Source organism: Pseudomonas sp. GW822-FHT05A08 (assembly GCF_058800485.1).
Window position 1 is genome coordinate 2,362,265 of sequence record NZ_CM179511.1, and the last position, 21,054, is coordinate 2,383,318.

General features: G+C 62.8%; 21 protein-coding genes. 4 read left to right on the forward strand and 17 right to left on the reverse strand.

Annotated elements, in window-relative coordinates; translation table 11 throughout:
* Positions 1-12: 12 nt before the first annotated feature.
* The 12 genes from AC3RCP_RS10710 to ccoN (AC3RCP_RS10765) all read right to left on the reverse strand — a co-directional run bounded on the left by AC3RCP_RS10710 (position 13) and on the right by ccoN (AC3RCP_RS10765) (position 9,930).
* Positions 13-552 carry a FixH family protein gene (locus AC3RCP_RS10710; RefSeq protein WP_007922399.1) on the reverse strand — a complete coding sequence of 180 codons (540 nt, stop codon included), beginning with the start codon at positions 550-552 and terminating at the stop codon, positions 13-15.
* Positions 553-563: 11 nt separating this feature from the next.
* Positions 564-1,979, reverse strand: coding sequence for a cytochrome c oxidase accessory protein CcoG (gene ccoG, locus AC3RCP_RS10715; RefSeq protein ID WP_007922401.1), 1,416 nt, complete (start codon positions 1,977-1,979; stop codon positions 564-566).
* Between the two features lie 205 nt (positions 1,980-2,184).
* Positions 2,185-2,595: a type II toxin-antitoxin system VapC family toxin gene (locus AC3RCP_RS10720; protein ID WP_101337291.1), complete on the reverse strand. Its 411-nt coding sequence runs from the start codon at positions 2,593-2,595 to the stop codon at positions 2,185-2,187.
* The gene (locus AC3RCP_RS10725) at positions 2,595-2,849 is read right to left on the reverse strand and encodes a type II toxin-antitoxin system Phd/YefM family antitoxin (protein WP_007922405.1); all 255 of its coding nucleotides are present in this window, start codon (positions 2,847-2,849) and stop codon (positions 2,595-2,597) included. Before AC3RCP_RS10725 ends, AC3RCP_RS10720 begins: the two co-directional genes overlap by 1 nt.
* Before the next feature lie 165 nt (positions 2,850-3,014).
* On the reverse strand, positions 3,015-3,992 hold the full coding sequence (gene ccoP, locus AC3RCP_RS10730) for a cytochrome-c oxidase, cbb3-type subunit III (protein ID WP_062823108.1): 978 nt from the start codon (positions 3,990-3,992) through the stop codon (positions 3,015-3,017).
* Positions 3,989-4,174 carry a CcoQ/FixQ family Cbb3-type cytochrome c oxidase assembly chaperone gene (locus AC3RCP_RS10735; protein ID WP_003175465.1) on the reverse strand — a complete coding sequence of 62 codons (186 nt, stop codon included), beginning with the start codon at positions 4,172-4,174 and terminating at the stop codon, positions 3,989-3,991. The genes ccoP (AC3RCP_RS10730) and AC3RCP_RS10735 overlap by 4 nt, the downstream gene beginning before the upstream one ends.
* Positions 4,175-4,179: 5 nt before the next feature.
* Positions 4,180-4,788: a cytochrome-c oxidase, cbb3-type subunit II gene (gene ccoO / locus AC3RCP_RS10740; RefSeq protein WP_009042961.1), complete on the reverse strand. Its 609-nt coding sequence runs from the start codon at positions 4,786-4,788 to the stop codon at positions 4,180-4,182.
* Entirely contained in the window at positions 4,788-6,230 is a 1,443-nt protein-coding gene (gene ccoN, locus AC3RCP_RS10745; protein WP_007921354.1) for a cytochrome-c oxidase, cbb3-type subunit I, read from the reverse strand. Before ccoN (AC3RCP_RS10745) ends, ccoO (AC3RCP_RS10740) begins: the two co-directional genes overlap by 1 nt.
* 478 nt (positions 6,231-6,708) lie before the next feature.
* Positions 6,709-7,662 (reverse strand): cytochrome-c oxidase, cbb3-type subunit III, encoded by a 954-nt coding sequence (gene ccoP, locus AC3RCP_RS10750; RefSeq protein WP_007921353.1) that lies wholly within the window; start codon positions 7,660-7,662, stop codon positions 6,709-6,711.
* Complete coding sequence (locus AC3RCP_RS10755; RefSeq protein WP_007921351.1) at positions 7,659-7,883, reverse strand: cbb3-type cytochrome oxidase subunit 3; 225 nt, start codon at positions 7,881-7,883, stop codon at positions 7,659-7,661. The genes ccoP (AC3RCP_RS10750) and AC3RCP_RS10755 overlap by 4 nt, the downstream gene beginning before the upstream one ends.
* 3 nt (positions 7,884-7,886) lie before the next feature.
* Complete coding sequence (gene ccoO / locus AC3RCP_RS10760; protein WP_062823107.1) at positions 7,887-8,495, reverse strand: cytochrome-c oxidase, cbb3-type subunit II; 609 nt, start codon at positions 8,493-8,495, stop codon at positions 7,887-7,889.
* Positions 8,496-8,505: 10 nt separating this feature from the next.
* A complete protein-coding gene (gene ccoN / locus AC3RCP_RS10765; RefSeq protein WP_009042964.1) occupies positions 8,506-9,930 on the reverse strand; it encodes a cytochrome-c oxidase, cbb3-type subunit I in 1,425 nt (474 codons plus the stop codon).
* A gap of 99 nt (positions 9,931-10,029) precedes the next feature.
* Here ccoN (AC3RCP_RS10765) and AC3RCP_RS10770 point away from each other — a divergent pair, with 99 nt between their 5' ends.
* Positions 10,030-10,728 carry an alpha/beta family hydrolase gene (locus AC3RCP_RS10770; RefSeq protein ID WP_101337293.1) on the forward strand — a complete coding sequence of 233 codons (699 nt, stop codon included), beginning with the start codon at positions 10,030-10,032 and terminating at the stop codon, positions 10,726-10,728.
* A gap of 186 nt (positions 10,729-10,914) precedes the next feature.
* Here AC3RCP_RS10770 and AC3RCP_RS10775 read toward each other — a convergent pair whose 3' ends face one another.
* From AC3RCP_RS10775 to acnA, 3 genes are all read right to left on the reverse strand, one after another.
* A complete protein-coding gene (locus AC3RCP_RS10775; protein WP_007921342.1) occupies positions 10,915-12,480 on the reverse strand; it encodes a methyl-accepting chemotaxis protein in 1,566 nt (521 codons plus the stop codon).
* Between the two features lie 172 nt (positions 12,481-12,652).
* Positions 12,653-13,444 (reverse strand): CPBP family intramembrane glutamic endopeptidase, encoded by a 792-nt coding sequence (locus AC3RCP_RS10780; protein WP_053260294.1) that lies wholly within the window; start codon positions 13,442-13,444, stop codon positions 12,653-12,655.
* 163 nt (positions 13,445-13,607) lie between these two features.
* Positions 13,608-16,349, reverse strand: a complete 2,742-nt coding sequence (acnA, locus tag AC3RCP_RS10785; protein WP_492571624.1) for an aconitate hydratase AcnA — start codon at positions 16,347-16,349, stop codon at positions 13,608-13,610.
* Positions 16,350-16,563: 214 nt separating this feature from the next.
* On the opposite strand from acnA, the gene rlmM reads away from it, so the two are divergent.
* Complete coding sequence (rlmM, locus tag AC3RCP_RS10790; RefSeq protein WP_492571623.1) at positions 16,564-17,637, forward strand: 23S rRNA (cytidine(2498)-2'-O)-methyltransferase RlmM; 1,074 nt, start codon at positions 16,564-16,566, stop codon at positions 17,635-17,637.
* A 79-nt stretch (positions 17,638-17,716) separates the two neighbouring features.
* Positions 17,717-17,968, forward strand: a complete 252-nt coding sequence (gene tusA / locus AC3RCP_RS10795; protein WP_007921329.1) for a sulfurtransferase TusA — start codon at positions 17,717-17,719, stop codon at positions 17,966-17,968.
* Here the strand turns inward: tusA and AC3RCP_RS10800 are convergent.
* The gene (locus AC3RCP_RS10800) at positions 17,965-19,371 is read right to left on the reverse strand and encodes an MATE family efflux transporter (RefSeq protein WP_007921328.1); all 1,407 of its coding nucleotides are present in this window, start codon (positions 19,369-19,371) and stop codon (positions 17,965-17,967) included. The genes tusA and AC3RCP_RS10800 overlap by 4 nt on opposite strands.
* 179 nt (positions 19,372-19,550) lie before the next feature.
* Here AC3RCP_RS10800 and pdxB point away from each other — a divergent pair, with 179 nt between their 5' ends.
* Positions 19,551-20,696: a 4-phosphoerythronate dehydrogenase PdxB gene (pdxB, locus tag AC3RCP_RS10805; protein ID WP_492571622.1), complete on the forward strand. Its 1,146-nt coding sequence runs from the start codon at positions 19,551-19,553 to the stop codon at positions 20,694-20,696.
* A 98-nt stretch (positions 20,697-20,794) separates the two neighbouring features.
* Here the strand turns inward: pdxB and AC3RCP_RS10810 are convergent, their stop codons facing one another.
* The gene (locus AC3RCP_RS10810) at positions 20,795-20,974 is read right to left on the reverse strand and encodes a PA1571 family protein (RefSeq protein WP_007921326.1); all 180 of its coding nucleotides are present in this window, start codon (positions 20,972-20,974) and stop codon (positions 20,795-20,797) included.
* Positions 20,975-21,054: the final 80 nt, after the last annotated feature.

Below are 21,054 nucleotides of genomic sequence, written 5' to 3' on the forward strand. Positions count from 1 at the left end.
TTCGGAGGGCGCTTACTTGTCCAGGTGTTCCGCGCCTTGCAGCGGTTCGTCACCCAGCAGCAGGTCCTTGTCGTGGCTGACCTGTTCCTCTTCGAACATGCGCCAGGTCTTGTCGCCCTCGACACCCAGCAGTTCGACAAACCGGCGGCCATCGACCTTGTCGCTCAACTGGCCAATGTAGCGGCCTTGTTCGGTTTCGCTGCGGGCGAGGGTGATCTTGCGGTCTTTTTCCGGCTGGGTCGGCGAGATCAGGTTCAGCTCCAGGGTGGCGGGCGCGCTGTTGCCGCTCAGGCGCAGGTCGACTTCGCCGGTGAGGTCATCCAGGTGCACGCTGGCGCGCAGTTGCAGGGTCTGGGCCAGCAGCTCGCGGTCCAGGGAGCGGTTGATGCCTTTGCCGGCCTCGTAGTAGTTGTCGTTGACCAGGTTGTCCGGGTTGTTCACCGCGATGGTCACCATGGACAGGGTCAAGGTCACCGAGCAGGCCAGGATACCGATGATGATCCAGGGCCAGAGGTGCTTGTACCAGGGGCTTGTGGCGGTCGCTGCGGGCATGATGACTTCTCTTAACGAATTTGTGGGCCGATGAACCGGCTCTTGGCTTCAACGTGGACGCTTTCGTCGTCGGCGTCCTTGAGGATGAACTTCACCTCGTTGGTGCTCGACGGCAGTTGTTCCGGCGAACTCGACAGCTCGACCGGCATGCTGACGATATCGCCGGCCGCCACCTTGATCTCGCGCCGGCCTTGCAGCTTGAGGTCCGGCAGGCCGGCGGCGTCCAGTACGTAGGTATGGTCGCGCTGGTCCTTGTTCATGATCTTCAGGCTGTAGACGTTTTCGATCCGGCCTTCGGCGTTCTCGCGATAGAGCACGCGGTCCTTGCTGACATCGAAGCCCACCAGCGAGCGCATGAAGAAGGCCGTGACCAGCAGGCTGATCATCGCCAGCAGCACCAGCGCATAACCGATCAGGCGTGGACGCAGTTTATGGGTTTTCTGCCCGGACAGGTTGTGTTCGGTGGTGTAGCTGATCAGGCCGCGCGGGTAGTCCATCTTGTCCATGATGTTGTCGCAGGCATCGATACAGGCGGCGCAGCCGATGCACTCGATCTGCAGGCCGTCACGGATGTCGATGCCGGTCGGGCAGACCTGCACGCACATGGTGCAGTCGATGCAATCGCCCAGGCCCATGGCCTTGTAGTCGGCGCCTTTCTTGCGCGGGCCGCGACCTTCGCCGCGACGCGGGTCGTAGGAGACGATCAGGGTGTCCTTGTCGAACATCACGCTCTGGAAGCGGGCGTACGGGCACATGTAGATGCACACCTGTTCGCGTAGCCAGCCGGCGTTGCCATAGGTGGCGAGGGTGAAGAAGCCGACCCAGAAATACGACCAGCCATCGGCCTGGCCGGTGAAGAAGTCGATGACCAGCTCGCGGATCGGCGAGAAGTAACCGACGAAGGTCATGCCGGTGACGAAGCCGATCAGCAGCCAGAGGCTGTGCTTGCTGAACTTGCGCAGCAATTTGTTGGCGCTCATCGGCGCCTTGTCGAGCTTGATGCGCTGGTTGCGGTCGCCTTCGGTGACCTTCTCGCACCACATGAAGATCCAGGTCCAGACGCTTTGCGGGCAGGTATAGCCGCACCAGACGCGCCCGGCATACACAGTGATGAAGAACAGGCCGAAGGCGGCGATGATCAAAAGCCCCGACAGCAGGATGAAATCCTGGGGCCAGAAGGTGGCGCCGAAGATGAAGAACTTGCGTTCCGGCAGGTTCCACCAGACGGCCTGGTGGCCGCCCCAGTTGAGCCACACCGTACCGAAATACAGCAGGAACAGGGCCGCACCGCCAACCATCCGCAAGTTGCGGAAGAGGCCGGTGAAAGCGCGTGTGTAGATTTTTTCCCGAGAGGCGTAGAGGTCTACGCTGTTGTTCGAATTCTTGGCAGGAGGGGTGACGTCATGTACCGGAATCTGGTTGCTCATCATTGCATCCCACGGCAGTGGAGAAATGCCCCGGTCAGTACGTGCCGACCGCGATCAAGTAGGGGTGTTGCAGTGGCGCAATGATACGCCTGTCGCTCTAGCTCAAGGGTGCGACCTTTGGTCGCGTTGGGGGAAATCAATTGATGGTGTAATGACTTGAATCAATTGACTTGTGAATTATGGACGCTTTTCGCCGCGACCGCGTTCAATCGTTCCACGGGTTGAGCAGTTGCACACCGCTGGACTGGAAGTCGGCGATGTTGCGGGTAACGACTGTCAGCCCATGTTCCAGGGCGGTCGCCGCAATCAGGGCATCGCATTCATTACTGCGATCAGGAACGTGCAATCGGGCGCAGCGCATCGCGACAGCAGGGTCAATGGCCAGTATTCGTCCATTGAAAGCGGGCATCACGTGCAGTTCCAGCCAGGCACGCAGCAGCGCCCCTTGGGTGCGATCGCGGCGTTCCAATCGCAGGATGCCGGTTTCCAGTTCCAATAACGTAATGACTGACAAAAACAGGCTGGTTGGCGCCACGGTCTGAGCCCAGGCCACTACCTTGCGATCAGCGTTGGGCTTGCGTAATTCGGACACGATGTTGGTATCGAGCAAAAACATCAGGACAGATCGATCTCGCGAGGAATGATGGTTGCGCGCTCTGTTTCGAAATCGATTTCAGGCGCTTCAGGCATGACCAGCATGTCGACGATGCTGGTGTTCAGGCCGCTCAGTTTTTCGTAGTCCTCAATGCTTAGCAGCACATGGGCGGGCCTGCCACGGTCGGTGATGATGACCGGGCCGTTTCTTGAGGCTTTTTTGGCACCACTTGTGTCCTGATTGAATTCGCGACTGGAGATGGTGGTGGTAGGCATCGTCATATCCTCGACAAAAATTTCATGTAGCAACGTTACTACTCTTGGCGGGGAGGCGGCAATCTCAAGCGGGGGCAGAGCGACGGACGTGAGGGGAGAGGAAAATAAAAAGGCCCCGCCAATGGACATTGGCGGGGCCTTTTCTGTTACCCGAAGGTGTCTGCCTTACTCGGCGTCCGCCGGCTTGTCACTGTGGGACAGGCTGTAGACGTAAGCGGCCAGCAGGTGGACCTTGTCGTTGCCTTGCAGCTGTTCCTGGGCAGGCATCTGGCCCTGGCGGCCGTAACGGATGGTCTGCTGCAGTTGGGCGAAGCTCGAGCCGTAGATGAACGCACCCGGGTGGGTCAGGTCAGGCGCGCCCATGGCTGGGGTGCCTTTACCGGCCGGACCGTGGCACGCCACGCAGTTGGCGGCGAAGATCTTCTGGCCGTTGGCCGGGTCGGCCTTGGCGCTTTCCGGCAGCTTGCGGCCATCGAGGTTGGTCAGCACGTAGGCGGCCACATCGCTGACGCCTTGTTCGCCGATGACTTCGGCCCAGGCCGGCATCACCGCGTGACGACCGCCCATGATGGTGGTCTTGATGGTCTCCGGCTCGCCGCCCCAGCGCCAGTCGGCGTCGGTCAGGTTCGGGAAGCCATAGGCGCCCTTGGCGTCGGAACCGTGGCAGACCGAGCAGTTGGAGGCGAACAGGCGGCCACCCATCTTCAGGGCTTGCGGGTCCTTGGCGACTTCTTCGATCGGCATGGAGGCGAACTTGGCGAAGATCGGACCGAACTTGGCGTCCGACTTGGCCATTTCCTTTTCCCACTCGTGCACGCCGGTCCAGCCGGTCTGGCCGTTGGCGAAGGGGGTCTGCTTTTCGGTGTCCAGGTAGTTGTAGCCTGGCAGCAGGCCTTTCCAGTTACCCAGGCCCGGGTAGAGCACCAGGTAACCCAGGGCGAAGACGATGGTGCCGACGAACAACATGAACCACCATTTCGGCAGCGGGTTGTCGTACTCCTCGATCCCGTCGAAGGCGTGGCCGACCGTCTCGTCGGTCTGCTCGGCGCGCTGGCCCTTGCGGGTCGACAGCAGCAGCCAGGTCAGGGCGAAAATGGTACCCAGACTGAGGACTGTGACGTACAGACTCCAGAACGTAGTCATTCTTTGTTACTCCTAGAAGCTTGCTCGACGTGCTTGATGGCTTCGGGATCATCCGCGAACGGCAGCAAGGTCGCGTCTTCGAACTCGGACTTGCGCTTGGGGCTGAATACCCACAGCGCCAGGCCGATGAAGGCCACCATCACCACTACGGTGCCCAGGCCACGAATCATCCCGATATCCATCTAAATCACCGTTTGCTTTTGATGATGGTGCCAAGGCCTTGCAGATAGGCCACCAGCGCGTCCATTTCGGTTTTGCCCTTCACGGCATCCTTGGCACCGGCGATGTCTTCGTCGGTGTAAGGGACGCCGAGCGTGCGCAAGACTTCCATTTTTTTCGCGGTGTCTTTGCCGTCGAGCTTGTTTTCTACGAGGAACGGGTAAGCCGGCATTTTCGACTCGGGTACAACGTTGCGCGGGTTGTACAAGTGCGCACGCTGCCAGTCATCGGAGTAACGACCGCCGACGCGGGCCAGGTCCGGACCGGTACGCTTGGAACCCCACAGGAACGGGTGGTCCCAGACGCTTTCGCCGGCGACCGAGTAGTGGCCGTAGCGTTCGGTTTCGGCACGGAACGGACGGATCATCTGCGAGTGGCAGCCGACACAGCCGTTGGCGATATAGACGTCGCGGCCTTCCAGTTCCAGGGCGGTACGCGGCTTCATGCCTTCCACCGGCTTGTTGGTGACGTCCTGGAAGAACAGCGGGACGATCTGGGTCAGGCCGCCGATGCTGACGGCGATGACCATGAAGAAGGCCAGCAGGCCGATATTCTTCTCTACTGCTTCATGCTTCATCAGTGAGCTCCAACTACAGAGATCTGAGCGGCGGCTTCAGCTTCAGCCGGGTTCGAGGCGCGAACGGTGCGGAACACGTTGTACGCCATGAACAGCATGCCGGCGGCAAAGAACGCACCGCCCAGGGCGCGCACGATGAAACCAGGGTGGCTGGCCTGCAGGGCTTCGACGAAGGAGTAGGTGAGGGTGCCGTCATCGTTGATTGCACGCCACATCAGGCCCTGGGTGATGCCGTTGACCCACATCGAGGCGATGTAGAGCACGGTACCGATGGTTGCCAGCCAGAAGTGGGTGTTGATCAGGCCGATGCTGTGCATCTGCTGGCGACCGAAGACTTTCGGGATCATGTGGTACAGGGCGCCGATGGAGATCATCGCTACCCAGCCCAGAGCGCCGGCGTGTACGTGGCCGATGGTCCAGTCGGTGTAGTGCGACAGCGAGTTGACGGTCTTGATCGCCATCATCGGACCTTCGAAGGTCGACATGCCGTAGAACGCCAGGGACACCACCAGGAACCGCAGGATCGGGTCGGTGCGCAGCTTATGCCAGGCGCCCGAGAGGGTCATCATGCCGTTGATCATGCCGCCCCAGCTTGGCGCCAGCAGGATGATCGACATGGCCATGCCCAGGGACTGTGCCCAGTCCGGCAGCGCGGTGTAGTGCAGGTGGTGCGGGCCGGCCCAGATGTACAGGGTGATCAGCGCCCAGAAGTGCACGATGGACAGGCGATAGGAGTAGATCGGACGCTCGGCCTGTTTCGGCACGAAGTAGTACATCATCCCCAGGAAGCCGGTGGTCAGGAAGAAGCCCACCGCGTTGTGGCCGTACCACCACTGGATCATGGCGTCGGTTGCGCCCGAGTAGGCCGAGTAGGACTTGAAGAAGCTGACCGGCAGGGAAGCGTGGTTGACGATGTGCAGCATCGCGGTGACCACGATGAAGGCACCGTAGAACCAGTTACCCACATAGATGTGCTTGGTCTTGCGCTTGACGATGGTGCCGAAGAACACCAGACCGTAGGTGACCCAGACGATGGCCAGCAGGATAGCCAGGGGCCATTCCAGTTCCGCGTATTCCTTGGTGGTGGTGTAACCCAGCGGCAAGGTAACGATCGCGCCGACGATCACGGCTTGCCAACCCCAGAAGGTGAAGGCCGCCAGGCTGTCGGAAATCAGTCGCGTTTGGCAGGTTCGCTGCACGACGTAGTAAGAAGTGGCAAACAACGCACATCCACCGAAGGCGAAAATCACCAGGTTGGTGTGCAGCGGGCGCAGGCGTCCAAAGGTCGTCCATGGCAGACCGAAGTTCAACTCCGGCCAGACCAGTTGCGAGGCGATGAAGACACCGAGCCCCATGCCAAGGATCCCCCAGACCACCGTCATGATGGCGAACTGGCGGACTACCTTATAGTTATAAGCAGTCGGACTGATTGCTGTGCTCATTCTAAGGTTCCACGGTTTGGGTGTTTTATTAGGAGTAAAAATCGGCCGCAAGTATGGAGAAAGCAGGGGGTCATTGCAACGCGCCATGACCTGGGTCAATGCTTTCAAAAGCTGATTCTGCGGCCTTTCCATGCGCGGAGTAAGGACAAAATCGGCCCAGGACAAAATGTCGCAGCGGATGAAAAAGGCGAGGGGGTACAGGTCAGTTGTAACCGGGTGTGTGGAAAGCCATTGAGCGAGCGACAGACGGTAAGTGGCACGACAGCCGGTATACACCAGCCTTTGCGGCCTGTCCTCGAACGACGGCTTCGAATGGAACGGCTACTTCTGGTCTGTGACCGGCCATTGCCAGTCCACTGCGAAGCAGCTTAGACCTGAATCCGGAGAGTGGAAAGGCAGAGGGTAGAGAGGGTGCGACACTTGGTCGCGCAGAGGCAGGGAACTGCCGCATCGAGCGATGCGGCAGTGGGGGGAGCGGCTATTGCTCGCTTGGGGTCTCGGTCTGCGGCTGGCTGGCCGCGTTGTGGGACAGGCTGTAGACGTAGGCCGCGAGCAGCTGCACCTTGTCGTTGCCCAGCAGTTCGCTCTGCGCCGGCATGTGGCCCTGGCGACCATGGCGAATGGTCTGTTGCAGCTGGGTCAGGCTGGTGCCGTAGATGAAGCCCGCCGGTTGCGTCAGGTTCGGCGCGCCCATGATTTCCGTGCCCTGGCCGTTGGCGCCGTGACAGGCGACGCAAGTAGTGCTGAACGCCTGCTTGCCGGCGACCAGGTCGGCGCTGCTGTCGGCGGGCAACGGCAGGCCGGCGAGTTCGTGACGCACATAGGCCGCGACGTTCTTCACCCCGTCCTCGCCCAGCACTTCACCCCAGGCCGGCATGGCCGCCATGCGACCGCCCATGATGGTGGCCTTGATGGTGTCGGCGTTGCCGCCCCAGCGCCAGTTGTTGTCGGCCAGGTTAGGGAAGCCGAAGGCGCCCTTGGCATCCGAGCCGTGGCACACCGAGCAGTTGGAAGCGAACAGGCGTCCGCCCATTTTCAGCGCCTGCGGATCCTTGGCCACTTCTTCCACGGGCATGGCGGCGAACTTGGCGAAGATCGGGCCGAACTTGGCGTCTGCCTTGTCCATTTCCTTTTCCCACTCGTGCACGCCGGTCCAGCCATTTTCATAGCCGGGCAGGATGCCTTTCCAGTTGCCCAGGCCCGGGTAGAGGATCAGGTAGCCGACGGAAAACACCAGGGTGCCGGCGAACAGCATGAACCACCACTGCGGCAGCGGGTTGTCGTACTCCTCGATGCCGTCGAAGCTGTGGCCCATGGTCTGGTCGACGCTGCCCTTGGTCTCGCCCTTGCGCGTGCCGATCAACAGCCAGGTCAGGCCGATCAGGCTGCCTATGGTCAGTACGCAGATGTACGTACTCCAGAAGGTGGTCATGGCCGAATGCTCCTTGTCGCGTGCTCTTCGGATTGAGCGTCATCAGATGGATTGCCGTGCACTTGCGGCGAAGGTTCGTCGGCGAAGGGCAGCAGGCGCGCCTGGGCGAACTCCGGGTTGCGCTTGGCGTTGAAGACCCAGATCGACAGGCCGATGAAGGCAATCATCACCACCAGCGTGCCGAGCCCGCGGATCATGCCGCTATCGAGTTCAAGAACCATGGCTCACCTCTTGCTCTTGATCGCAGTGCCAAGCACTTGCAGGTAGGCGACCAGGGCGTCCATCTCGGTCTTGCCCTTGAGGGAGGCGACGGCACCGGCGATATCGTCGTCGTTGTACGGCACGCCGAGGGTGCGCATGGCGCGCAGCTTGGTCTCGGTGTGGCTGCTGTCGACCGGCTGGGTGACCAGCCATGGGTAGGCCGGCATCTTCGACTCGGGCACCACGTTGCGCGGGTTGTACAGGTGCGCGCGGTGCCAGTCGTCGGAGTAGCGGGCGCCGACCCGGGCCAGGTCCGGACCGGTACGCTTGGAGCCCCACAGGAACGGATGATCCCAGACGCTTTCGCCGGCGACCGAGTAGTGGCCGTAGCGTTCGGTCTCGGCGCGGAACGGGCGGATCATCTGCGAGTGGCAGCCGACGCAGCCTTCGCGGATGTAGATATCGCGGCCTTCCAGTTGCAGGGCGGTGTAGGGCTTCATGCCTTCCACCGGCTTGTTGGTGACGTCCTGGAAGAACAGTGGGACGATCTGGGTCAGACCGCCGATGCTCACGGCAAATACCATCAGCAGCATCAGCAGGCCGACGTTTTTCTCGATAACTTCGTGTTTCATGGCGGACTCCTCAGGCCATCTGCGCAGCGGCGGTGATTTCGGCAGGCTGGGCCGCGCGCACGGTGCGCCAGGTGTTGTAGGCCATCAGCAACATGCCGAAGAGGAAGATCGCGCCACCGACCAGCCGCACGATGAAGCCTGGGTGGCTGGCCACCAGGGTTTCGACGAAGGAGTAGGTCAGCGTCCCGTCTTCGTTGACGGCGCGCCACATCAGGCCCTGGGCGATGCCGTTGACCCACATCGAGGCGATGTAGAGCACGGTGCCGATGGTGGCGAGCCAGAAGTGCGCGTTGATCAGGCCGATGCTGTGCATCTGCTGGCGACCGAAGACTTTCGGGATCATGTGGTACAGCGCGCCGATGGAAATCATCGCCACCCAGCCCAGGGCGCCGGCGTGGACGTGGCCGATGGTCCAGTCGGTGTAGTGGGAGAGGGCGTTGACGGTCTTGATCGCCATCATCGGACCTTCGAAGGTCGACATGCCGTAGAACGCCAGGGACACCACCAGGAACCGCAGGATCGGGTCGCTGCGCAACTTATGCCAGGCACCCGACAGAGTCATCATGCCGTTGATCATGCCGCCCCAGCTCGGTGCCAGGAGGATCAGCGACATCACCATGCCCAGGGACTGCGCCCAGTCCGGCAGCGCGGTGTAGTGCAGGTGGTGCGGGCCGGCCCAGATGTACAGGGTGATCAGCGCCCAGAAGTGCACGATGGACAGGCGATAGGAATACACCGGACGCTCGGCCTGCTTGGGCACGAAGTAGTACATCATCCCCAGGAAGCCCGCAGTCAGGAAGAAGCCCACCGCGTTGTGGCCGTACCACCATTGCACCATGGCGTCGGTCGCACCGGCATACACCGAGTAGGACTTGGTCAGGCTGACGGGCAGTTCCAGGTTGTTGACGATGTGCAGGATGGCCACGGTGATGATGAAACCGCCGAAGAACCAGTTGCCGACGTAGATGTGCTTGGTGTTGCGCTTCATCACCGTGCCGAAGAACACGATGGCGTACGCCACCCAGACGATGGTGATGAGGATGTCGATCGGCCATTCCAGCTCGGCGTATTCCTTGGAGCTGGTGTAGCCCAGCGGCAGGCTGATGGCCGCCAGGAGGATTACCAGCTGCCAGCCCCAGAAGCAGAATGCGGCGATTTTCGGCGCGAACAGTTGGGTCTGGCAGGTGCGTTGCACCGAGTAGAAGGAGCTGGCGAACAAGGCGCAGCCGCCAAAGGCGAAGATCACCGCGTTGGTGTGCAACGGGCGCAGGCGACCGAAACTGGTCCAGGGCAGGTTGAAGTTGAGTTCGGGCCAGACCAACTGGGCAGCGAGAAAAACCCCGAGCCCCATGCCGACGATGCCCCACACCACCGTCATAATGGCGAATTGGCGGACCACCTTGTAGTTGTAGGCGGTACTGATAGAAGTGTTCATGGTTCCCCATCCACGGTTCAGCTGAAGTGAAAGCGACTGCGCACGGCAAGGCGCGCTCACTTCTTCTGGAGTTATAGGCAGACTAAAAGCGAGGTAAGCATGGGCAAACGGCAAGGGCCTGTTATTGACGGGGATCAATGGGCGCAGTGCGTGCGGGAACGGGGCTGGCTCTGGGATGTCGCGCAGCAGTCGCTGGCCGGCGAACCGCTGACCCTGATCCTGGCCCATGGCGCTGGCGCGCCGATGGACAGTGCTTTCATGAACGATATGGCCGCACGCCTTGCGGCGCATGGGGTCAACGTCCTGCGCTTCGAGTTTCCCTACATGGCTCAGCGTCGCCTCGATGGTGGCAAACGGCCGCCTAACCCGGCGCCGAAGCTGCTGGAGTGCTGGCGCGAGGTCTATGCCCAGGTGCGACCTCATGTCGCTGGGCAGTTGGCCATCGGCGGCAAGTCCATGGGCGGGCGCATGGCCAGTTTGCTCGCCGATGAGCTGGGCGCCGATGCGCTGGTGTGCCTGGGGTATCCGTTTTATGCCGCCGGCAAGCCGGAGAAACCGCGGGTCGCTCACTTGGCCGAATTGCGCACCACGACCCTGATCGTCCAGGGCGAGCGCGACGCCCTCGGTAACCGGGCGGCGGTCGAAGCCTATGCGCTGGCGCCGGCTATCGAGCTGTTCTGGCTGGCGGCGGCCGACCATGACCTGAAACCGCTCAAGGCCTCAGGCTTCACCCATGAGCAGCACCTGGAAGCGGCGGCGCAGAAAGTTGCCGAGGTTTTGCGTCAACTGAATGGCTGAACGCTTTTTTGACTGTAGGAGCGAAGCTTGCTCGCGATTGTTTTTCAAGGCGACAACGGTGGCGACTGCCAAGCTCCATCGCGAGCAAGCTTCGCTCCTACAGATACAGAAGACGCGCGTGGTGCTGGAAAACAGGCAATAAAAACCCGGAAGGCGAACCTTCCGGGTTTTTTGTCTGGCTTCGGCTTAGCGGTTGAAGCGTTCGACCAACGAGTACTGCGTGTTGGCGGTGCGGGTCAGCTCTTCGCTGAGTTGCGCCGAATGCTGCGCCTGCTCCGAGGTCTGGTCGGCCAGTTGGGCGATGGTGCTGATGTTGCGGCTGATCTCCTCGGCCACGGCGCTTTGCTCTTCGGTGGCGGCAGCGATCTGGGTGGTCATGTCGGTGATGTTGGCCACCGCTTCGCTGATGCCCACCAGCGCCTGGTCGGCTTCCAGCACCCGGGCCACGCCTTCCTCGGCCTGACGGTGTCCGGCGTCCATGGTTTGCACCGCCGTGCTGGCGGTTTGCTGGAGCTTGGCGATCAGGGTGTGGATCTGCCCGGTGGATTCGCTGGTGCGTTGCGCCAGTTGGCGAACCTCGTCGGCCACCACCGCGAAGCCGCGGCCCATTTCCCCGGCGCGAGCCGCTTCGATGGCCGCGTTCAGCGCCAGCAGGTTGGTCTGGTCGGCGATGCCCTTGATCACATCGACCACGCCACCGATTTCGTCGCTGTCCTTGGCCAGCTGGGTCACGGTCAGGCCGGTTTCGCCCACCACCACCGACAGGCGCTGGATCGCTTCGCGGGTTTCCCCGGCGATGTCGCGACCGCGCCCGGTGAGGCGATTGGCTTCCTGGGTGGCATCGGCGGTGCGCTGCACGTGGCTGGCCACTTCCTGGGTGGTGGCGGCCATCTGGTTGACCGCGGTGGCCACCTGTTCGGTTTCCACGCGCTGGCGTTCCAGGCCGCTGGAGCTGTTGTGCGCCAGGGTGTCGGACTGCCGCGCCTGCTCGTTGAGGTGCTCGGCGGTATCCTGCAGGCGGGTCAGGCAGGTTTTCAGGCGGGCTTCCTGGCTGAGGATCGACATCTCCAGGCGCGCCTGGGCGCCACGGCTGTCGGTGTACATCTGGGCGATCAGCGGGTCGGAGGTGGTCTGCTCGGCCAGGCGCAGCAAACGCTTGAGGCCGCGCTGTTGCCAGCTCAGCCCGAGCAGGCCGAGCGGCACGCAAAGGCCGGCGGCGAGGGCAAAGCCCCAGGAAGAGTTGAGCCAGGCGCCAATCAGGAAGCTCAGCTGGCTGATCAGGATGAATGGCAGCCAGTCCTGAAGTATCGGCAGCCATTTGTCGCGTTTCGGAATGGCCGACTTGCCCTGGTTGATGCGTTGGTAAAGCGCTTCGGCGCGGCGGATCTGCTCGGCGGTGGGTTTGACCCGCACCGACTCGTAGCCGACCACTTGCTGGCCTTCGAAGACCGGTGTCACGTAGGCGTTGACCCAGTAGTGGTCACCGGTCTTGCAGCGATTCTTGACAATGCCCATCCATGGCAAGCCTTGTTTCAGGGTGGCCCACATGTGCGCGAACACCGCGGCCGGGACGTCGGGGTGACGGACCAGGTTGTGCGGTGCGCGGACCAGTTCCTCACGAGAAAACCCGCTGATTTCAACGAAGGCATCGTTGCAGTAGGTGATCACGCCTTTGGCATCGGTGGTGGAGATCAACCGTTGCTGAGTCGGAAAGGTACGTTCGCGCTGAGTGACGGGCTGGTTGTTACGCATGGTTTTTCTATCCGCAAGGCTTTGATAGGTTGTCGGCGGCCTTCGCCAATTATTGAGGTTTTTTTCAGTAATTTGAGAAGTGCCTCATTGACAGATGCCTTATTTTGCAAGGGGGGGGTGAGGGGAAGCGGCGAAGCCGAGGCCCGTCCAGGGAGCCCCGGCTTGGCCAGGGTCAACCCGCGAGCATCGGGTAGGTGAACAGCCCGAAGTGCAGCAGGTTCAAGCCGAAATGGGTGGCCACCGCGGCGCCCAGGCCGCCAAAGCGGTAGGCCAGGCCGTAGCCGACCCCGGCGATGCTCGCCAGCAGCCACCATTGCCAGCCGGCGCCCACATGCACCAGGCCGAACAGCAGGGCCGCGCACATCAGTGCCAGGTTTTCACCATAGGGCAGGTGCTTGAGGCGACGGCTCAGGCCGCCCTGGATGTAGCCACGGAACAGCGCTTCTTCCACCAGGGTGACCAGCAGCAGGTTGTTCAGCACCCACAGCCAGGCCTGGTCCGGCCATTTCGGCGCCCAACTGATGATGCCCAGCAACACCGCGCCGCCCAGGGCCGCCAGGGCGGTCAGGGTCAAGGCCAGGGCAGTGGTATAGAGGGACAGGCGCAGCGAGCGGCGCCCGATGATCCAGGGGCAGACCAGCAACAGCCAGAAGCCGATCAGTGGCTTGTCCTGGTTCAGGTACATGGAAAACGGCACGGCATCGGCGGTGAAGCGTTGCGGGCCGATCGCCCGGCCATTGTAGAAACCGGGGAGCCAGTGCATGGCCAGCGCCAGGGCCAGCACCACGAACAGGCCGTGTCCCAGGTAGCGCGCGTAAGGGCTTTTCTGCTGGCGCACGGCAAAGCCCGCGCACAGCAGCAAGGCGACGGAAACCGCCGCCAAAAGGCCCAGTTGGCCGTAGCTCAGGGCCAGGGCGTAACCAATGGAGAGAAGTGCCAGGTACATCCATGGCAGAACAGTCATGTGAAATCCTTGTTGCGAAGAATGGAATCAGCCGCTCGCGCAACCTGCGTCGGGGCGGTTACTGGATAGAACGAGCGGGCGGCCAGTATAACGAGGCGCGGGCGATGAATAAGTGAAACAAAAAAACACCGCCCGTAGGCGGTGTTGGTGTTGCGGCATGGCGTTACGCGGCGATCAGTTGCCGCAGGACGTAGTGCAGGATCCCGCCGGACTTGAAGTATTCCACTTCGTTCAGGGTGTCGATGCGGCACAGCACCTCGACTTTTTCCTGGCTGCCATCCTCGCGGGTGATCACCAGGGTCAGGTTCATCCGCGGCGTCAGCTCGACGCCGGTCAGACCCTGGATATCCAGGGTTTCCTTGCCGGTGAGGTTCAGGCTTTTGCGGTTCTGGTCGAGCTTGAACTGCAGCGGCAGCACGCCCATGCCCACCAGGTTGGAGCGGTGGATGCGCTCGAAGCTCTCGGCGATCACCGCCTTGACCCCCAGCAGGTTGGTGCCCTTGGCGGCCCAGTCGCGGCTGGAGCCGGTGCCGTATTCCTGGCCGGCGATCACCACCAGCGGCGTAGCCGATTGCTGGTACAGCATGGCCGCGTCATAGATCGCCAGTTTCTCGCCGGTGGGGATGTAGATCGTGTTGCCGCCTTCTTCGCCGCCGAGCATTTCGTTGCGGATGCGGATGTTGGCGAAGGTGCCGCGCATCATCACCTGATGGTTGCCGCGCCGCGAGCCGTAGGAGTTGAAGTCCCGCGGTTCCACGCCCTGCTCGCGCAGGTAGCGGCCGGCCGGGCTGTCGGCCTTGATGTTACCGGCCGGGGAAATGTGGTCGGTGGTCACCGAGTCGCCCAGCAGCGCCAGGACCCGCGTGCCCTCGATATCCTTGATCACCGGCAGCGGGCCGGCGATGTCGTCGAAGAAGGGTGGATGCTGGATATAGGTGGAATCCGCCTGCCACACGTAGGTCGCGGCCTGCGGTACTTCGATGGCTTGCCACTGGGCGTCGCCGGCGAACACCTCGGCGTATTCCTTGTGGAACATCCGGGTGTTGACCTGGGTGACGGCCTCGGCGATTTCCTGGCTGCTCGGCCAGATGTCGCGCAGGTAGACCGGCTTGCCGTCCTTGCCTTCGCCCAGCGGCTCGCTGCTGATATCGATGCGCACGCTGCCGGCCAGGGCATAGGCCACCACCAGCGGCGGCGAGGCCAGCCAGTTGGTTTTCACCAGCGGGTGCACGCGGCCTTCGAAGTTGCGGTTGCCGGACAGCACCGAGGCGACGGTCAGGTCGGCTTTCTGGATGGCTTTCTCGATCGGCTCCGGCAAGGGGCCGGAGTTGCCGATGCAGGTGGTGCAGCCATAACCCACCAGGTCGAAGCCCAGGGCGTCGAGGTATTGGGTCAACCCGGCGGCCTTGTAGTAGTCGGTGACCACTTTCGAACCCGGCGCCAGCGAACTCTTCACCCAGGGCTTGCGCTTGAGACCTTTTTCCACAGCCTTTTTCGCCACCAGGCCGGCGGCCATCATCACGCTGGGGTTGGAGGTGTTGGTACAGGAGGTAATGGCGGCGATCACCACCGCACCGTTTTTCAGGCGGTAGGTCTGACCATTGTGGGCGTAATCGACTTCACCTATCAGGTCGGCGCTGCCCACGGCCACGCCGCCACCGCCTTCGCTTTCCAGGCGGCCTTCTTCCTTGCTGGTGGGCTTGAACTGCAGATCGAGAAAGTCGGTGAAGGCCTGGCCGACGTTGGGCAGGGAGACCCGGTCCTGCGGCCGCTTCGGCCCGGCCAGGCTGGCTTCCACGGTGCCCATGTCCAGCGCCAGGCTGTCGGTGAATACCGGCTCCTTGCCCGGCAGGCGCCACAGGCCCTGGGTCTTGCTGTAGGCCTCCACCAGTTTCACCACGGCGTCCGGTCGGCCGGACAGGCGCAGGTATTCCAGGGTGATGTCATCCACCGGGAAGAAGCCGCAGGTGGCGCCGTATTCCGGGGCCATGTTGGCGATGGTGGCGCGGTCGGCCAGCGGCAAGTCGGCCAGGCCGTCGCCATAGAACTCGACGAATTTGCCGACCACGCCTTTCTTGCGCAGCATCTGGGTGACGGTCAGCACCAGGTCGGTGGCGGTGATGCCTTCCTTGAGCTTGCCGGTCAGTTTGAAACCTATGACTTCCGGGATCAGCATCGACACCGGCTGGCCGAGCATCGCCGCCTCGGCCTCGATGCCGCCCACGCCCCAGCCGAGTACGCCGAGGCCGTTGATCATGGTGGTGTGGGAGTCGGTGCCGACCAGGGTGTCGGGGAAGGCGTAGGTGCGGCCGCCTTCGTCCTTGGTCCAGACCGTGCGGCCCAGGTATTCCAGGTTGACCTGGTGACAGATCCCGGTGCCCGGCGGCACCACGCTGAAGTTGTCGAAGGCGCTCTGGCCCCAGCGCAGGAAGGCATAACGCTCGCCGTTGCGCTGCATTTCAATGTCGACGTTCTGTTCGAAGGCGGTGTTGCTGCCGAACTTGTCGACCATCACCGAGTGGTCGATTACCAGGTCCACCGGTGACAGCGGGTTGATGCGTTGCGGGTCGCCGCCGGCCTTGGCCATGGCCGCGCGCATGGCCGCCAGGTCGACCACCGCCGGCACGCCGGTAAAGTCTTGCATCAGCACCCGCGCCGGGCGGTACTGGATCTCGCGATCCGAGCGGCGCTCCTTGAGCCAGGCGGCGAGGGCCTTGAGGTCGGCGCCGGTGACGGTCTTTTCGTCTTCCCAGCGCAGCAGGTTTTCCAGCAGGACTTTCAACGACATCGGCAATTTGTCGAGATCGCCAAGGCGCTTGGCGGCTTCCGGCAGACTGAAGTAGTGGTAGGTCTTGTCGTCGATTTTTAATGTTTTAAGGGTTTTCAGGCTATCGAGGGACGGCATTGAATCACTCCTTTTGGTCCGCACGGCTACGGACCTGACGGGACGGGCAGAGCTCTTAACCTAGCCCTGTTTTCAGTAGCTGGCTAATAACTGGACTCTATGGACAAGTCCAAGGTTCCGAACTCGGCTATCATGCGCCGGTTTTCGTGACAGGCTTTGCGCGCACTTCGGGCAGGTTTGCGCATGATTCATTGCCCATTGCCCAGGAGATTCGATGAACACCCTCTTTATGCACTGCCGGCCGGGCTTCGAAGGCGAAGTCTGTTCCGAGATCGCCGACCATGCCGCGCGCCTGAACGTGGCCGGGTACGCCAAGGCCAAGCCGAGCACCGCCTGTGCCGAGTTTGTGTGCAGCGAAGAAGACGGCGCCGAGCGCCTGATGCGCGAGCTGCGTTTCGCCGAGCTGGTCTTCCCGCGGCAATGGGCGCGGGGCGTCTTCGTCGATCTGCCGGAAACCGACCGCATCAGTGTGATCCTGGCCCACCTGGTGAGCTTCCCGACCTGCGGCAGCCTGTGGCTGGAAGTGCTGGATACCAATGACGGCAAGGAGCTGTCGAACTTCTGCAAGAAATTCGAAGCACCGCTGCGCAAGGCCCTGACGGCGGCCGGCAAGCTGGTGGACGATGCCGGCAAGCCGCGCTTGCTGCTGACCTTCAAAAGCGGCCGCGAGGTGTTTGTCGGCCTGGCGGACGCAGGCAATTCGGCCATGTGGCCGATGGGCATTCCGCGCCTGAAGTTCCCCCGTGAGGCGCCTAGCCGCTCGACCCTGAAGCTGGAGGAGGCCTGGCACCATTTCATTCCTCGTGATCAGTGGGACGAGCGTCTGCACGGCGACATGACTGGCGTCGACCTGGGCGCCGCCCCGGGTGGCTGGACCTGGCAACTGGTCAACCGCGGCATGTTGGTCACCGCTGTCGATAACGGGCCTATGGCCGAAAGCCTGATGGACACCGGCCTGGTGCAGCACCTGATGGCCGACGGTTTCACCTTCAAGCCCAAGCAGCCGGTGGACTGGATGGTCTGCGACATCGTCGAGAAACCGGCGCGCAACGCCGCCTTGCTGGAAACCTGGATCGGCGAAGGCCACTGCCGCGAAGCGGTGGTCAACCTGAAGCTGCCGATGAAGCAGCGTTACGCGGAAGTGAAGCGCTTGCTCGAGCGGATCGAGGACGGCTTCAAGGCCCGCGGCATTCGCGTGGCCATTGGCTGCAAGCAGCTGTACCACGACCGCGAAGAAGTGACCTGCCACCTGCGCCGGCTGGATGAAAAGAAGCCCAAGGCCCGTTGATCGTGGTTGCGGCGCAATGTCACAGATAGCGTCGATGCCGGCATTGCGCGACAATGCCGGCCAGTTTCAGGAGTGAGTTATGAGTCAAATCATCGATACGCCGGTCGACGGCACGCTGGACGCCACCGGGCTCAATTGCCCGGAACCGGTCATGATGCTGCACCAGCATATTCGTGACCTGCAGCCCGGCGGCCTGCTCAAGGTGATCGCCACCGATCCCTCGACCCGCCGCGACATCCCCAAGTTCTGCGTGTTCCTCGACCATGAGCTGGTCGCCCAGCAGGAAGAGGCCGGCACCTATCTGTACTGGATTCGCAAGAAGTCCGGTTAAGCCACCGCACGGCTGATGCGGATCCGCTTGCGCGCGCTGCGCGCCAGGCGGATCGACAGCATCAGCGCCGCGCAACTCAGGCCGGCGATCAGGCCTTCCCACAGCCCGCTCGGGCCGCTGGCAGGGCCGAACCAGTCGGTCAGCCCCAGCACATACCCCACCGGCAAACCGATGCCCCAGTAGGCGAGCAGCGTCAGGACCATGGTCACCCGGGTGTCCTGGTAGCCACGCAGCGCGCCGGCGCAGATCACCTGGATCGCGTCGGAGAACTGGTAGAGCGCGGCATACACGATCAGCATCGCCGCCACCTGGATTACCGCGGTGTCCGGGGTGTAGATCGAGGCGATGGACTCACGCAGCAGCAGGATCAGGCTCGCGGAGAACAGGGCGAAGGCCAGCGCCGCACCCAGGCCGACGCCGGCGGCGAAGCGTGCCTGATACGGGTTGCCTGCGCCCAGGGCCTGGCCGACCCGCACCGTGACTGCCATGCCCAGGGAATACGGAATCATGAACAGCAGGGAGCTGATGTTGAGGGCGATCTGGTGCCCGGCCACCACCGTGGCGCCGAGGCTGCCGATCAGTAGGGCGATCACCGCGAAGATGCTCGATTCGGCAAACACCGCGATGCCGATCGGCAGGCCGACGCTCAGCAAACGCTTGATCACCGCCCATTGCGGCCAGTCGAAACGCTTGAACAGCTGGCTGCTCTGGTAGGCCGGGGCCCAGCGGGTCCAGCCCGCCATGGCCAGCATCATCGCCCACATCACGATGGCCGTGGCCCAGCCGCAACCGACGCCGCCCATGGCCGGCACGCCGAGGTGGCCATAAATGAACACGTAGTTGATGGGGATGTTCAGGGCCAGGCCGAACAGGCCGATGACCATGCTTGGCCGGGTGCGGCCCAGGGCATCGCTGCAGCAACGCAGCACGTAATACAGCGCTACCGCCGGCAGGCCGCTGGCGATGCCGTGCAAGTATTCCATGCAGGGGCCGATCAGTGTCGGGTCGACCTTCATCAGGTGCAGCACCGGCTCGGCATTGACCAGAATCAGGCTGGCGCTCAGGCCAACCGCCAGGGCCAGCCACAGCGCCTGGCGCACGATCGGGCCGATCTCGCCATAGGTGCCGGCGCCGACCCGCTGGGCCACCTTGGGCGTGGTGGCCAGCAGGGTGCCAGTCATCAACAGGAACACCGGGATCCAGATCGAGTTGCCCAGCGCCACCGCCGCCAGGTCCCGTGGGCTGACCCGTCCGGCCATCACCGCATCGACGAAGCCCATGGCCGTGGTCGCCAGCTGCGCGATCATGATCGGCAAGGCCAGGGCCAGCAGGCTGCGCAGTTCAAGGCGCACCCGGGCCGGGCGGTTGAGGGAGGTGGCAGGAGTATTGGTCACGGAATTCACAGGCGAAGCGTCCACAGGGTTGATGCGCAGGGCGGCGTATTCTACGCATTGACGGATGAGTCAGGAAAAAACCTCTGTTGTCGATTTGTAAGTGCTGGCGGCGGTTGACGGAGTGGATTGCTCGCTGGCCGAAAATGGCCTTCTACGCCTAAACTGCGGCTCCGCGAAAGGAGCCTGCCATGCTGATTGTTGCCGACGAAAATATTCCCCTGCTCGATGCCTTTTTTGCCGGCTTCGGCGAGATCCGCCGCTTCCCGGGGCGGGCCATCGACCGCGCCGCCATCGAGGGCGCCGATGTGCTGCTGGTGCGTTCGGTGACCCAGGTCAGCCGTGCCCTGCTCGAGGGTAGCCAGCTGCGGTTTGTCGGTACCTGCACCATTGGCACCGACCATTTGGACCTCGAGTATTTCCAGGAGGCGGGCATTCGCTGGTCCAGCGCTCCAGGCTGTAATGCGCGCGGGGTGGTCGACTATGTGCTGGGCAGCCTGCTGACCCTGGCGGAAATCGAAGGTGCCGACCTGACGCAACGCACTTACGGCGTGGTGGGCGCGGGCGAGGTCGGTGGACGGCTGATCGAGGTGCTGCGCGGCCTGGGTTGGAAGGTCCTGGTCTGCGACCCGCCACGGCAGCTGGCGGAAGGTGGCGACTACGTCAGCCTGGAACAGATCCTCGCCCAGTGCGATGTCATCAGCCTGCACACCCCCTTGACCAAGGCCGGCGAGCTGCCGACCTGGCATCTGCTGGACAAGCAGCGCCTGCGGCAACTGCGCCCCGGCGCCTGGCTGATCAACGCCAGCCGTGGCGCGGTGGTGGATAACACCGCTCTGCGCGAGGTGTTGCTCGAGCGTGAAGACCTACAGGCGGTGCTGGATGTCTGGGAGGGCGAGCCCCAGGTCGACGTGGCCCTGGCCGACCTGTGCGTGCTGGCCACGCCGCACATCGCCGGTTACAGCCTCGATGGCCGGCAGCGCGGGACGGCGCAGATCTATCAGGCGCTGTGCGATTACCTTGGGCAGCCGCAAGCGATTCATTTGCGCGACCTGCTGCCCCGGCCATGGTTGTCGGAGGTGAGCCTCGATGCCCATAGCGACCCGGCCTGGTCCCTGGCGATGATCTGCCGAGCGGTCTACGACCCGCGGCGCGACGATGCGGATTTCCGCCGCAGCCTGGTGGGCAGCGTGGCCGAGCAGCGCGCGGCCTTCGATGCGTTGCGCAAGGGTTATCCGCCGCGACGTGAAATCGATGGGTTGGCCGTGCGCATCCAGGGCGAAGCGCCAGGCTTGCAGCAGATCGTCTCGGCCTTGGGCGCGGTGTCGGTTCGCTGAAGGCTCGAGCCCAGTCGTTTGTGACGGAGCGACAAGGAATCCGGCAGGCATAAAAAACCCGGCTTCAGGGCCGGGTCAAGAGGACGTGAGGCTATGTGTCAATCTTGCTGCGCAGGCTTGACCAGTCGCTTTTCCAGTTCGCGGCAGGCGTTCTGGATCATGTCTTCGGTGATCGGTACTTCGCGCCCCTGAGCGTCAATGATGGCGCATCCCAGAGACTGGTCGGGGTGGGTACGAATCACTTCAATCTTGTCATTGCTGCTGTTTTGCAAGGACATGGCCTGTCTCCTCATCAGGTTGTGCGCTTACTTTAAAACCGCCAGGTGACCAAGCTGTGACAACTCCCTGCAAGGTCCCA